At 61.9% G+C, this 13,796-nt stretch carries 12 protein-coding genes; 8 read left to right on the plus strand and 4 right to left on the minus strand.

What is annotated here, in order from left to right; genetic code table 11:
* Positions 1-8 precede the first annotated feature (8 nt).
* Genes sufC through AS9A_RS09235 form a run of 4 tightly spaced genes read left to right on the plus strand, consistent with a single transcriptional unit; the run spans position 9 to position 2,863 of the window.
* Positions 9-770, plus strand: coding sequence for a Fe-S cluster assembly ATPase SufC (gene sufC / locus AS9A_RS09220; protein WP_013806703.1), 762 nt, complete (start codon positions 9-11; stop codon positions 768-770).
* Between the two features lies 1 nt (position 771).
* Positions 772-2,070, plus strand: coding sequence for a cysteine desulfurase (locus AS9A_RS09225; protein WP_013806704.1), 1,299 nt, complete (start codon positions 772-774; stop codon positions 2,068-2,070).
* Positions 2,070-2,528, plus strand: coding sequence for a Fe-S cluster assembly sulfur transfer protein SufU (sufU, locus tag AS9A_RS09230; protein WP_013806705.1), 459 nt, complete (start codon positions 2,070-2,072; stop codon positions 2,526-2,528). Before AS9A_RS09225 ends, sufU begins: the two co-directional genes overlap by 1 nt.
* On the plus strand, positions 2,528-2,863 hold the full coding sequence (locus tag AS9A_RS09235; RefSeq protein ID WP_013806706.1) for a metal-sulfur cluster assembly factor: 336 nt from the start codon (positions 2,528-2,530) through the stop codon (positions 2,861-2,863). Before sufU ends, AS9A_RS09235 begins: the two co-directional genes overlap by 1 nt.
* Before the next feature lie 139 nt (positions 2,864-3,002).
* Here the strand turns inward: AS9A_RS09235 and AS9A_RS09240 are convergent, their stop codons facing one another.
* A complete protein-coding gene (locus AS9A_RS09240) occupies positions 3,003-4,121 on the minus strand; it encodes a lycopene cyclase family protein (RefSeq protein ID WP_013806707.1) in 1,119 nt (372 codons plus the stop codon).
* A 12-nt stretch (positions 4,122-4,133) separates the two neighbouring features.
* Complete coding sequence (locus AS9A_RS09245; RefSeq protein ID WP_013806708.1) at positions 4,134-4,901, minus strand: SDR family oxidoreductase; 768 nt, start codon at positions 4,899-4,901, stop codon at positions 4,134-4,136.
* 237 nt (positions 4,902-5,138) lie between these two features.
* Here AS9A_RS09245 and AS9A_RS09250 point away from each other — a divergent pair, with 237 nt between their 5' ends.
* Positions 5,139-6,770 (plus strand): ABC-F family ATP-binding cassette domain-containing protein, encoded by a 1,632-nt coding sequence (locus AS9A_RS09250; RefSeq protein ID WP_013806709.1) that lies wholly within the window; start codon positions 5,139-5,141, stop codon positions 6,768-6,770.
* 195 nt (positions 6,771-6,965) lie between these two features.
* Positions 6,966-7,199 carry a helix-turn-helix domain-containing protein gene (locus AS9A_RS09255; protein WP_013806710.1) on the plus strand — a complete coding sequence of 78 codons (234 nt, stop codon included), beginning with the start codon at positions 6,966-6,968 and terminating at the stop codon, positions 7,197-7,199.
* A gap of 55 nt (positions 7,200-7,254) precedes the next feature.
* On the opposite strand, the gene AS9A_RS09260 is transcribed toward AS9A_RS09255, so the two are convergent.
* Together AS9A_RS09260 and acnA are read right to left on the minus strand one after the other, a co-directional pair.
* Positions 7,255-7,830 (minus strand): TetR/AcrR family transcriptional regulator, encoded by a 576-nt coding sequence (locus tag AS9A_RS09260; RefSeq protein ID WP_013806711.1) that lies wholly within the window; start codon positions 7,828-7,830, stop codon positions 7,255-7,257.
* A 120-nt stretch (positions 7,831-7,950) separates the two neighbouring features.
* The gene (gene acnA / locus AS9A_RS09265) at positions 7,951-10,755 is read right to left on the minus strand and encodes an aconitate hydratase AcnA (protein WP_013806712.1); all 2,805 of its coding nucleotides are present in this window, start codon (positions 10,753-10,755) and stop codon (positions 7,951-7,953) included.
* Positions 10,756-11,159: 404 nt separating this feature from the next.
* Between acnA and AS9A_RS09270 the strand changes: the two genes are divergently transcribed.
* Positions 11,160-11,711, plus strand: coding sequence for an Rv1476 family membrane protein (locus AS9A_RS09270; protein ID WP_013806714.1), 552 nt, complete (start codon positions 11,160-11,162; stop codon positions 11,709-11,711).
* A 419-nt stretch (positions 11,712-12,130) separates the two neighbouring features.
* Complete coding sequence (locus AS9A_RS09275) at positions 12,131-13,747, plus strand: NlpC/P60 family protein (protein WP_148262434.1); 1,617 nt, start codon at positions 12,131-12,133, stop codon at positions 13,745-13,747.
* Positions 13,748-13,796 lie beyond the last annotated feature (49 nt).

Below are 13,796 nucleotides of genomic sequence, written 5' to 3' on the forward strand. Positions count from 1 at the left end.
GGAATCGAATGTCCACGCTTGAAATTCGCGACCTCCAGGTCGAAATCACCCCCGGTGATGATGCGCCGATCAAGATCCTCAAAGGTGTCGATCTCACCATCAAGTCGGGTGAGACGCATGCACTGATGGGGCCTAACGGCTCGGGGAAGTCCACGCTGTCCTACGCGATCGCGGGCCACCCCAAGTACCACGTCACCGGTGGCTCAATCACGCTGGACGGTGAAGACGTTCTCGAGATGAGTGTCGACGAGCGCGCTCGTGCCGGGCTCTTTCTCGCGATGCAGTACCCCACTGAGGTACCTGGTGTCTCAATGTCCAACTTCCTCCGCACGGCAGCTACTGCGGTCCGTGGCGAGGCACCGAAGCTCCGCCACTGGGTCAAAGAGGTCAAGGAATCGATGCGTGAACTTGACATTGAATCGGCGTTCGCAGACCGGTCGGTGAACGAAGGTTTCTCGGGTGGCGAGAAGAAGCGCCACGAGATTCTGCAACTTGGTGTCCTCAAGCCGAAGATCGCTGTTCTCGACGAAACTGACTCAGGGCTCGACGTCGACGCACTGCGGGTCGTCAGCGAAGGCGTGAACCGATACAAGGAACGCGAGAACGGGGGAGTCCTGCTGATTACTCACTACTCCCGCATCCTCCGCTACGTTGAGCCCGACTTCGTGCATGTCTTCTCTGCCGGAAAAATCGTCGAGTCTGGTGGCAAGGAACTCGCCGACGAACTGGAGCGGAGCGGTTACGTTCGATTCACCCAGGCGGCGGTCTGACATGACGGCAACGGCGAACACTCCACTTGCGCAGCCGGTATCCCACGCGGACCCTGCTGTGTCGCTGGACGTCGCCCGTATCCGTCAAGACTTCCCGATCCTGCACCGCACCGTTCGTGACGGGAAGCCACTTGTCTACCTGGATTCGGGTGCTACATCGCAGCGCCCGGTCCAGGTACTCGATGCGGAGCGCCACTTCCTGACCACCTCGAATGCCGCGGTGCACCGTGGAGCGCATCAGCTCGCGGAGGAAGCGACAGATGCGTATGAGGACGCTCGGGCACTGGTCGCCGACTTCGTCGGTGCGAAATACAGCGAACTCGTTTTCACCAAGAACGCCACTGAGGCGCTGAACCTGGTGACGCACACCCTGAGTGACGACCGCTTCGCGGGCCGGACGATCCGGGAAGGCGACGAGGTCGTCATCACTGAGCTCGAGCACCACGCAAATCTCGTTCCATGGCAGGAACTCTGCCGACGCACGGGCGCGACGCTCAAATGGTACGGCGTCACAGACGAAGGCCGGATCGACCTCGATTCGCTGACCTTGACTGAGCAGACAAAGGTCGTCGCATTCACCCACCAGTCGAACGTCACCGGTGCGGTCGCTGATGTACCCGAACTCGTGCGACGGGCCCGCGAAGTGGGCGCATTAGTTGTTCTCGACGCCTGCCAGTCCGTTCCGCACGCTCCAGTCGACTTCCCAGCGCTCGACGTCGACTTCGCGGCATTTTCAGGACACAAAATGCTCGCGCCGTCCGGCGTCGGTGTGCTGTACGGACGGCAGGAATTACTCGATGCGATGCCACCGTTCATCACGGGTGGTTCGATGATCGAGATGGTGTACATGGACAAGAGCACCTACGCGCCACCGCCGCAGCGTTTCGAGGCGGGTGTCCCAATGACCTCCCAGGTGGTCGGGCTCGGAGCAGCCGTCAAATACTTGAACGACTTAGGCATGGATGCGGTCGCTGCACATGAGCGAGAGCTGACTGCTGCGACGCTTGAAGCGCTGACCAGCATCGAAGGTGTCCGCATCGTTGGTCCCCAGACGGCCGAGGCACGTGGTGCCGCCGTGAGCTTCGTAGTGGACGGGATTCACGCGCACGATCTGGGTCAAGTGCTCGACGATGATGGTGTCGCGATCCGCGTGGGTCACCACTGCGCGTGGCCATTGCATCGACGATTCGGGATCGCGGCGAGTGCGCGCGCCTCCTTCTACTTGTACAACACGCTTGACGAAGTTGAAGTTCTCGCCAAGTCGATCAGGCGGGCTCAGGAATTCTTCGGGACGGTCTGATGCGACTCGACCAGATGTACCAGGAAGTGATCCTGGACCATTACAAGCATCCGCACCATCGGGGTCTCCGCGAGCCTTTCGGTGCGGAGGTGCACCACGTCAATCCCACTTGTGGTGACGAGATCACGCTTCGCGTGCACGTCGAACGGGATGCTGTCGCCGACATCTCCTACGACGGTCAAGGGTGCTCGATCAGCCAAGCCTCGACGTCGGTGCTGACAGATCAGCTGATTGGTCTCCCATTGGGCGACGCGCTGAAAATCGTCGGTGCGTTCCAGGAAATGATCGGGAGCAGAGGGACAATAGAGGGCGATGAAGACCTCCTAGGGGACGGCATTGCATTTGCCGGGGTGGCGAAATACCCGGCTCGGGTCAAGTGCGCGCTGTTGGGATGGATGGCATTCAAGGATGCCGTTGTTCAGATAACTGAAGGCACATCCAGAGAAGGACAGCAGTAATGACTGACGCTAATGTGACAATTCCTCCGCTCGACGATGTTGAGGAGGCCATGCGCGATGTCGTGGATCCCGAGTTGGGCATCAACGTCGTGGACCTCGGACTCGTCTATGGCATCGAAATCGACGACGAAGCCGTGGCAACCGTCAACATGACGCTGACCTCCGCGGCGTGCCCTCTCACCGATGTGATCGAGGAGCAGACCCGATCCGCGCTGGTGAGGAGCGGCTTGTGCTCCGACCTCAAGATCAATTGGGTGTGGATGCCGCCGTGGGGGCCGGAGAAGATCACGGATGACGGGCGGGAGCAGCTCCGCGCTCTCGGCTTCACCGTATAGCGACACTGGATTACCTCTCGCCACACGCATAGCTGTCGCGAGGGCTACCAGTTTTCTCATGCGGTACGTTACGTACAGTCTTGGGCCAGATCTGTACAAATTGAACAGGCCTGCGTGAACGCACCCACAGGGTCTGCGACTACAGACGGGGGCGGACAACTCCGCGGATCAGATGTGTCCGCTTGCGATGAGCGAGTCCGCGGAAGATCCGCGTCATCGCCATGACGAGCCCGCTGACGTCAGTTCGGCCCGAAAGGTACGCCCGCTGCAATTGCACGGGCAGTGCGAAGAACTGATCGAAGAACTCGGGAACGTCGTCGGCTGGCAGTCGCAGAAAGCTAGCGAGTCCACGCCCGCGAAGTTCTGACACGACGCGGGCCCGTATCGGCCAAAGCACCGCTGAAAGATCCGATCTGAATGCGATCGCGTCTGCAAGCGGATCCGCCAGCGAGAGAGAGGCGGCGACGCTATAGCCGCTCGCCGGGTGCAGGATCCCTCCTCGCGCACCGATGCTGGTGACGCCGCGCTGTGTGTGCCGTGGGGCATGGACAGCGAACCGGACGCGTTCTACGGGTTCATGTCCGCCGCGCCGCACCCCATGGGCCAGTAGACGCGCATCAAGCCTCGCCTCGAGTTCAGCGAATGGGATCGGTGGCTGCCCGGCGAGGCACGTCTCCTCCAGCAGTACGCGTCCCTTCCCGAGAGGTATCGCGTAGAGAAACGACGGCGGACCGGAGCTGGCGGGGGAGGCACGCCAGTCCATGAACCACGCGGAACGTCCAGCGAGAACGGGCTCGGCCTCGCTGGCTGGGACGGTAACACCAAATGCGGTTTGCTGCGGATGGCGCGCTGCCCGAAGACCGCGCGCGTCTACGATGATCCGGCCGTAGAGATGTGTGCCGTCTGCGAGTTGAACGACTCCCGGCCGGACGTGCGTGACGATCTCTTGGATGACGGTGCTTCCGGTGAGCGTGAGTGACTGCTGCAGCGCAGCGGTGTCGAACACCACATAGTCACGGTCAATTCGCCATTCCTGCGTACCGAACGCATGCGGCTGATGTGCAATCGCCGCGATCGCCCCTGGCGATAGCCATGGGGGCAACTCGTCCGCCCAGGCGCCGTAGGTCGGTGTCCACGTTCTGTTCGGATGCGTATCGACAGCGATGACACGCAGCCCGCGCTCTATGCACCGATGCGCCAGAGAACGTCCGGCCGGACCGAGCCCAGCGACAACGACGTCGCCGCTAGCCGCAGTCACAGCACGCGGCTCTCAGAGAGCGCCGGTGGCAAGGAGCCCACCGTCGACGCGGACGGTCTCACCGGTAATCCACGCGGCGTCGTCCGAGACAAGGAAGCCAACCAGCTTCGCGACGTCCTCGGGGGTGCCTAGACGTTTCATTGGGTAGATGCTTGCGGCCTGATCTTCGCCCGCTGTGTAGAGGGCTTCGGCGAACTTCGTTTTGACGACGCCAGGTGCGACTGCATTGACGCGGATGCTCGGCCCGAGCTGCCACGCGAGCTCTTCAGTGAGACGGATCAGCGCCGCCTTGGAGGCGCCGTATGCAGATATCACCCCAGAAGAACGCAGGCCCGCCACACTGGCGACGTTGATGATGGCCCCACCGTGCTCGTTCATCCACGACTTGTAGGCCTCCTGAACATAACCAAGCGCCGCGACGACGTTGACGTCGAAGATCTTCGACACTCCGCCGAGGTCGGCTTCGACCAGCGGACCGTACACGGGGTTGATACCTGTGTTGTTGATCAGGATGTCGAGCGAGCCGAAGCGGTCAAGCGTCGCTGCGACCACGCCATGTCGTGATTCCGGATCACCGGTGTTGCTGGGGAGCGCCACTACACCTGCCTGGCCCGCATGCTCAGCGAGTTCGTGGGCAGTTTCCTCCAGCGCCTCGGCTTTCCTCGCAGTGATCGCGACGTTAGCGCCGCGCCGCAGCAATTCGGCTGCGATCGCTTTCCCAATGCCGCGGCTTGCGCCGGTGACGAGTGCGGTACGGCCTGCGAGGTCCTGAGAGGTCATTGCACCACCGTAGTAGCGGCACCAGTGTGAGCGTCAATCTGGCTGGGCGTTTTGTGGCGTGTCGCGTGGGTACATGTGATTTATGACATCGCGATTTGGTGGGTGAGCCGGTAGCCTAAGGGGCTGGACCTGAATGACGCGGGCTAGTCGCCACGTTGCTGTCCTCTCCCGCGTCGCCGAGAACGCGGGCCACCGCGCTTGAGTCGGCGCTTGATCCGCGAATTGCCAGGAGTTGTTGTGATTACCGCTACCGATCTTGAAGTGCGTGCTGGGATGCGTACCCTGCTTGCCGCGCCCGGGTCGGCTCTGCGCGTCCAGTCAGGCGACCGGATCGGGCTGGTGGGGCGCAACGGTGCCGGTAAAACGACCACGATGCGGATTCTGGCCGGCGAAGGGGAACCCTATGCAGGAACTCTGACGCGCTCGGGGGAGGTGGGTTACCTCCCTCAGGACCCTCGTGAGGGCAATCTGGACCTCCTCGCTAAGGACCGTGTCCTGTCAGCAAGGGGGCTCGACACCATTCTGCGGAAGATGGAAAAGCTTCAAGTTCAAATGGCCGAGTTCACTGATGACAGAGAACGTGACGCAGCCGTACGCAAATACGGAAATCTCGAAGACCGTTTCTCCTCGCTCGGTGGATATGCCGCCGAAAGCGAAGCCGCGCGGATCTGCAGTTCGCTCGGTCTCCCAGACCGCGTTCTGGAGCAGCCGCTCAGAACCCTGTCCGGCGGGCAGCGCCGCCGCGTTGAGCTTGCGCGGATCCTGTTCTCAGCCTCCGATGGCTCCGGCGGAAAATCGGGCACGACATTGTTGCTCGACGAGCCGACAAATCACTTGGACGCCGATTCAATCACCTGGCTGCGCGGTTTTCTTCAAAGCCATGAAGGCGGCCTGATTTTGATCTCGCACGATGTCGAACTCCTCGAAGCCGTGGTGAACAAGGTGTGGTTCCTCGATGCGGTCCGTGGTGAGGCAGATGTCTACAACATGGGCTGGAAGAAATATCTTGACGCCCGCGCGACCGACGAAGCACGGCGGCGGCGGGAGCGAACCAACGCGGAGAAGAAGGCGTCAGCGTTGCGGGCGCAGGCTGACAAACTCGGAGCCAAAGCTACGAAGGCAGCGGCTGCCAAAAACATGCTGCGCCGCGCTGACCGTATGATGTCTGAACTCGACGCCGAGCGCGTATCCGACAAGGTTGCCCGCATCAAGTTCCCGCAGCCAGCCACCTGCGGCAAGACACCCCTCACAGCGCAGAGCCTGTCGAAGTCGTACGGTTCCCTCGAAGTCTTCACTGGTGTAGATCTGGCTATCGACCGTGGCAGCCGCGTTGTCATCCTGGGCCTGAACGGTGCGGGGAAGACAACAATGCTTCGGATACTTGCCGGCCATGAAACCCCCGACACTGGTCAGATCGACGCGGGCTACGGACTGAAGCGAGGCTACTTCGCGCAGGAGCACGACACGCTGAATGACGCCGCCTCGGTGTGGGATAACATCCGGCAGGCCTCACCCGACGCGGGAGAACAGGAGCTACGAAGCCTGCTAGGCGCGTTCATGTTCACCGTAGCGCAACTTGAGCAGCCGGCAGGCACGCTGTCCGGTGGCGAGAAGACACGGCTTGCTCTCGCAGGACTCGTGTCGTCTGCGGCGAACGTTCTCTTGCTCGATGAGCCGACCAACAACCTCGATCCGGTGTCACGAGAGCAAGTGCTCGACGCGCTGCGGACCTACGAGGGAGCTGTCGTTCTCGTGACACACGACCCGGGGGCTGCTGAAGCGCTGAACCCGGAGCGGATCATCATGCTTCCCGACGGTGCCGAAGACCACTGGTCCGAAGAGTATCTGGAGCTCATTCAGCTCGCATAACGGCGTTTCGGCCAGTGCTGCCGGAATTCGTCTGCAATGGTTCTTGCCAACTTGTTGATCACCAGTTTGGCGATTGTCTACGCTGGAGAGATACAGCATTGTGCCAGCGGAATGGCCCAGAGCACGCGCGCCGCGCGCACGCCCCGAGCACACGTTAGGTGCAATCACCCGGCGCCGAGCTCAGTGGAGGTTGAGATGGCCGGTTCAGCAGGGTCAGCGGGGCTCAATAAGGGAGCAAGAATTACCGGCGAATCCAGAGAGCGCATCAGATCTGAGATCCGTCAGAAGTACGAATCGGGAGCGAGTATCCGTTCGCTCGCCGAAGCAATGGGCCGAAGCTATGGCTTCGTCCACAAGATCCTTGTCGAGTCAGACGTCAAACTGCGCGGTCGAGGTGGCGCGAACCGCCGCCGCCGTGTATCAGCCTGATAGCGACGACAACGGAAAATCCTGAAGTGCTTACGCCTTAAACAGCGTAAATACTTCAGGATTTGCTGTGTCCGCGGCGCACCGAGGCCTCGACCAGGTCAAGCACCGCGTCGAGATGATCTGTTGACTGCCCTGAAGCCAGATGTGAGACCAGACCATCCAGTACCAGGTCGAGATAGCGCAGAAGCACTTCGGTAGGGATGTCTTCGCGGAGCCGTCCTGCTGACCGCTGCCGTTCGAGACGGGCGGTAGCAGCGGCGGTCAGCTCACCAGACCTGTCGGACCATTCCCGCCGAAAATCAGGATCCGTTCGGAGTCTTCGTGTGATTTCGAGCCGCGTGCCGAGCCAATCGAACTGCGCTGGATCCTCGAGGAGGTTCCGCATTACCTGAACGAGTCCCTGCTCTGCGGCGGTATCCGCCATGCGGCGGGCGTCTTCATGTGCCAGCGCAAGGAACAGGGCGTCCTTGTCACGAAAATGATGAAAGATCGCGCCACGGGAGAGTCCGGTCGCCTCTTCCAGTCGGCGAACCGTCGCTCCTTCGTAGCCGAACTCCGCGAAGCATTGGCGGGCGCCGTCGAGAATTTGTGCGCGCCGGGCGACGAGATGATCTTCACTGACTCTGGGCACGTTGACTAGCCCTTCACGTGGAAACCCAGAGGGCTGCAGGCCCGGGGACCACCGAGTGGTGCGTTCCCGGGCCCGCAGCCGCGCACTGGGCAAATATTGCCTGCAGCAGACCGGTGCAGGTCAGCTCTTGACCATGTTGCGGAGCACGTACTGCAAGATGCCGCCGTTGCGGTAGTAATCCCGCTCACCAGGCGTATCGATGCGGACTACGGCGTCGAACTCAATTTTCTCGCCGTTGTCCTTGGTTGCGGTCACCTTCATGGTGGACGGGGTGACACCCTCGTTCAACTTCTCGATACCTTCGATGTCGAAGACCTCGGTGCCGTCGATGCCGAGCGTTTTGGCGCTCTCGCCTTCCGGGAACTGAAGAGGAACAACGCCCATACCGATGAGGTTCGAGCGGTGAATGCGCTCGAAGGACTCGGTGATCACTGCTTTCACGCCGAGCAGGCGTGTGCCCTTTGCGGCCCAGTCGCGCGACGAGCCGGAACCGTACTCCTTACCGCCGATGACGACGAGTGGGATACCCGCCTTCTGGTAGTTCATCGAGGCGTCGTAAATGAAAGCCTGCGGACCGCCGTCCTGCGTGAAGTCGCGGGTGTAGCCACCCGAGACATCATCGAGGAGCTGGTTGCGGAGGCGAATGTTCGCGAAAGTGCCGCGAATCATCACCTCGTGGTTGCCACGCCGGGAACCAAGCGAGTTGTAGTCCTTGCGCTCCACGCCATGAGCGTCGAGGTACTGCGCCGCAGGGGTACCGGGCTTGATGGGGCCAGCAGGTGAGATGTGGTCGGTGGTTACCGAGTCCCCCAGGAGTGCGAGCACGCGGGCGCCCTTGACGTCTGAGACCGGAGTCGTCTCAAGCGTCATGCCATCGAAGTACGGGGCCTTGCGCACGTAGGTCGAGTCCTCGCCCCATTCGAAGGTGTTGCCCTCCGGGGTGGGCAGGTTGCGCCACCGTTCATCACCCTTGAAAACGTCAGCGTAGGACTTCTTGAACATCTCCTGGCTGATCGCCGACTTGATGGTGTCGTCGATCTCCTGCGGCGAGGGCCAGATGTCCTTCAGGTAGACGTCGTTGCCCTCTTTGTCATTGCCGAGTGAGTCGGTTTCGAAGTCGAAGTCCATGGTGCCGGCGAGCGCGTAGGCAATGACGAGCGGCGGCGACGCCAGGTAGTTCATCTTCACGTCGGGGGAGATGCGACCTTCGAAGTTCCGGTTACCCGAGAGCACCGCGGTGACGGTGAGGTCATGCTCGTTGATGGCCTTAGAGATTTCTTCGGGAAGGGGGCCGGTATTGCCGATGCAGGTAGTGCACCCGTAGCCACCCAGATGGAAGCCGAGCTTTTCGAGGTACGGCCAGAGGCCAGCCTTTTCGTAGTAGTCGGAAACCACCTGCGACCCGGGCGCCATGTTGGTCTTGACCCAGGGCTTGCTCGTGAGGCCCTTCTCGACAGCGTTGCGCGCGAGGAGGGCGGCGCCGATCATGACCGACGGGTTTGAGGTGTTTGTGCACGACGTGATACCCGCAACCGCGACCGCGCCGTGGTCGAGAACAAATTCGCCGTGCTCTTCGGAAACCACCTTGATAGGTTTCGAGGGGCGGCCTTCAGAACCGTTTGCGGCAGAGTTGAGGTCACCTGCGTCGTCGTCGGCGAAAGACAGCGCCGCCGGATCTGAAGCGGGGAAGGACTCTTCGACAGCCTCGTCGAGGTGGCTGTGCGGAGTCGCGTGATTCTCTTCGACGTAGTTATGGATGTCCTTACGGAACGCGGTCTTCGACTCAGACAGCGGGATGCGGTCCTGAGGGCGCTTCGGGCCGGCGATCGAGGGGACAACTGTGCTGAGGTCGAGCTCGAGATACTCGGAGTACTCAGGTTCCCTGTCCGCGTCGTGCCACATGCCCTGCTCTTTGGCGTACGCCTCGACGAGCGCTAGCTGATCCTCGTCACGGCCCGTCAGACGCAGGTAGTTGATGGTCTCTTCGTCGATCGGGAAGATCGCGGCGGTCGAGCCGAATTCCGGGCTCATGTTGCCCAGAGTCGCGCGGTTGGCCAGCGGAACTTCCGCCACCCCCTGGCCGTAGAACTCGACGAACTTGCCGACGACACCGTGCTTGCGCAGCATGTCGGTGACGGTGAGAACGACATCGGTCGCGGTGACGCCGGGGTGGATCTCGCCAGTCAGCTTGAAACCGACGACGCGCGGTATAAGCATCGAGACCGGCTGGCCGAGCATCGCGGCTTCGGCTTCGATGCCGCCCACGCCCCAGCCGAGCACACCGAGGCCGTTGACCATGGTGGTGTGTGAGTCGGTACCGACACAGGTATCCGGGTATGCCTGGCCGTTTCGCACCATGACGGTACGTGCGAGGTATTCGATGTTGACCTGGTGGACGATGCCGGTGCCCGGCGGGACGACCTTGAAGTCGTCGAAGGCGCCCTGTCCCCAGCGAAGGAACTGGTACCGCTCGCCGTTGCGCTGGTACTCGAGTTCGACGTTGCGCTCAAAAGCGTCGGGCCGTCCGAATATGTCGAGGATGACGGAGTGGTCGATGACCATTTCGGCGGGGGAGAGCGGATTGACCTTGTCCGGGTCACCCCCGAGGGTGGTGACTGCCTCACGCATCGTCGCGAGGTCGACCACACAGGGCACGCCAGTGAAGTCCTGCATGATCACGCGGGCCGGCGTGAACTGGATCTCGACGCTAGGCTGCGCGCTGGGATCCCACTTCGAAATCGCGTTGATGTGCTCTTCAGTGATGTTTAGGCCGTCTTCGGTACGCAAGAGGTTCTCGGCGAGAACCTTGAGCGCGTACGGCAATTTTTCGGTACCGGGAACCGCGGAGAGGCGGAAGATCTCGTAGGAATTGTCCCCGACCTCCAGTGTTCCGCGCGCTCCAAAGGAATCAATGCTGGTGCTCACGTCAGCTCCACTCGTCGATAAGTCTTCCGCCAGCTGGGCTGTGCCGACGGGGGTCGCACGCCACTTTCGGCAAGTGCCGCTGGCGCATGGTCACGAGCATGCCAGAGCGCTACGACAGATACCTGGAGTGGCAAAAAGAATTCTAACAGTACGCACGTACTGTGAAATCGCCGGGGGTGGCATCGGTGTTGCGGGTGTCGCGCTATGACACTCGCGGCAGTGCGTCGAGGTTGCGAGCACATGGTCGCGTATCATCGATGGCTGATTCGCCGAACCCGGCAGGCGCGCTTAAGGGTGCCTGAGGTGCCTCGAGTTGGGGCTGCCTCGATCTGCGCGACACGGACCTGCAGTTCTGGTCGCGCGGCGCCGCTGGGACCCGTCTTCGGCATCCGGATGGAGACAAGGTGAGATTTGTGAACGCTGGACCGGTAACCGATGCGCTCACCCGGGGAGGGCCATTTCAGGCGAATACACCACCGGCAGTAAATCTCGACGACGTGCTCGCTGGGCTGGCGGAAGACAATGTCTACGCCCCGGACGGGGAAGTGGACACTTTCCGGGATATCGTCGCCGAAGCCGCCGAGCAAGGCATCGATCTGAAGATCGTCGCCTTCCCTTACAACCCCTGGTATGGGGGTGGCCCGCGCGACCTCGCGAATGACATCGGTGCCGCGGACGGTGGAACGATCCTCGTTCTTGGGCCCAACGTTATTGCGTCTTATAGCGATTCCATCAGTCGTTTCACCCTTGAGGGCGCGCAGATGGAAATCGCTCGCCGTGAGCATCCGGATGCAGCTGCGATGTTTCTCGACGAAATCACCGCGTCTGGATTCCCCTGGACCGGCCTGACGGTGGCCGTGCTGTTCCTTGTCGTGGCTGTGGTCGTCGCGACGCGCTGGTGGTCCCGTCGAGGTTATGACTACTCCGAAGGGTCCGCTGAGCCCCGGGGCGATTAGCTGACGGCGCTTATTCCTTCCCGGGGAGTCCCTGCTGAATGACGGCTGGTCTGGTGTGCGGGGGAACTCCGGTGCATTCCGCATTACTCCCGTGCGCACGTTTAGCGAAAGCGAGTGGGAAAGCTCGAATCGGCGCGGAAACCGTACTCATACAAACGGACATTTGCAAATTACTACTATGTAGTTTTGTGGAAATTGATGTAATCGTGATGTGTGTTGTCGTACGGTTCACATGACACGTAGGTGGGTGAAGTGGCCCACTGTGTTTTGTGAGGCGGGCGGGTACGCGCAATATGCCCATGCCGGAGGGAGGCAGTCTGAGTTATCTCAGCGCCTAACTCAGTCTCGGTCGCACGTCCGGACCGGACGGCACCTGCCACGCACGTAGGCAGAAATCGCCGGCCTTGAGGGAGTGGACTGTGAACCGACGAAGAGTCAGGCCGCCAGTCGGGGCGGTCCGGATTGTGGTCGGGCTTGGGTTGGCAGGCCTGCTGATGGCGACGCAATCAACTGTGTCACTTGCGATTCCGCCACGTCCCAGTGATGGCGAGATTGCCGACGCGCAAGGCGCAGCGGCAAACAGCGTAAGAACCGTGTCGCACCTCATTGATGAGCTCGCCACGAAGGAGGCGGAACTCGCGAACCTCGATGCCGAAATCGCTACTGTGCGCCAGCAGGCGAACAAGGCGCTGGTTGATCTCGAGCACGCGCAGAACGAAGCGACGCGGGCCGAAGACGAAGCCTCCGCTGCCCGTGCACTTCTAGAGGAGGCGAGTCAAAGCATCCGTGAGGCTCAGGAGCGCTACGACGCTTTCGTGCATCACAACTACGTTCAAGGTGGACCGGCTGACTCTCTAGAGCTGTTTGCGGGCGCGCTAGGCCCAGGCGAAGTGCTTGATCGCGCTCACCTCCGGAATGTGGTTGGGCTGAGCCAGAAAAGCGCGATCGAAGCGCTCGAGCGGGCTCGAGCGCAGATGGCAAACCAGGACTCTTCTGCGCGCCTCGCGAGGGATCAGGCGCGCACCGCTGCCAGCCAGGCTCAGACGGCCAGAGAGGCGGCGATGGCGGCTTTCGGTACCGCGCTCGAGCGCCAGCAGCAGGCTGTGGGAGAGCGTGAACGGCTCGCTCGCGAGCGGACAGCCGCGCAGGCACTGCTGCAGGCGGCACGGGACGCGGTCGAAGGACTTCAGGGGCAGCGGCGCGCACACGACAGCTGGGCGGCCGCGGCTGCGCAGGAGCCGGCCGCCGCTGAGGGGAATGCCGACGCAGCAGGAGTTGCCGAGAACCCCGAAATCACCGCGCCGCTTGAGGAATTCACACCGCAGGAGAATACGGACCCAATCGGGCCAGTCGATACGACTGAGCGGATCGCGGCGGCTCCGGCGGGAGTTCCCAGTACCGGCTCGATGGATGCGGCGCGCCAGGAGGCGAACCTCCTCGCCGATCTCGACCTTGGCCGACTTGTTGACACGATCCTTGCGTCCGGTTCGATGGGTTCCCTCGAAAGCTTCACGCCGCCGCGCGCGGTTCCACCATCGACTCCACCGCCCGGCAGCCAGAATCCACCGCCGTCAACTGGCGACCCAGGCGGGGGAGACCCCATCCCGTCCACTCGGGCGCAGAAGATCGACGCTGTGGTCAACCGCGCGCTCTCCCAGGTAGGCGTCCCCTACGCGTGGGGCGGTGGCAACGCGAATGGGCCCACCCTGGGAATCCGGGATGGTGGCGTGGCCGACCGGCACGGTGACTACCTGAAGATCGGTTTCGACTGTTCGGGACTGATGGTGTATACCTTCGCGGGCGTGGGAATCAGCCTCCCGCGATTCAGTGGGTACATCTACAACGCCGGCACCAAGGTTCCGGTCGCCCAGATGGAGCGTGGCGACATGTTGTTCTGGGGTGCGGGAGGCAGCCAGCATGTGTCGCTGTACATCGGCAACGGTCAGATGGTTGAGGCGCCGTTCTCCGGTGCAACAGTCCGGGTCGTAGCAGTCCGCTGGAGTGGTATTCAGCCGTTCGCTGTCCGCATGATCTGACCTCTGTGACGGGAGGTTCCGGCAGAGTCCGGCGGAACCTGGAATAGTG

It is taken from the genome of Hoyosella subflava DQS3-9A1 (genome assembly GCF_000214175.1).
Taxonomy (GTDB): Bacteria; Actinomycetota; Actinomycetes; order Mycobacteriales; family Mycobacteriaceae; genus Hoyosella; species Hoyosella subflava.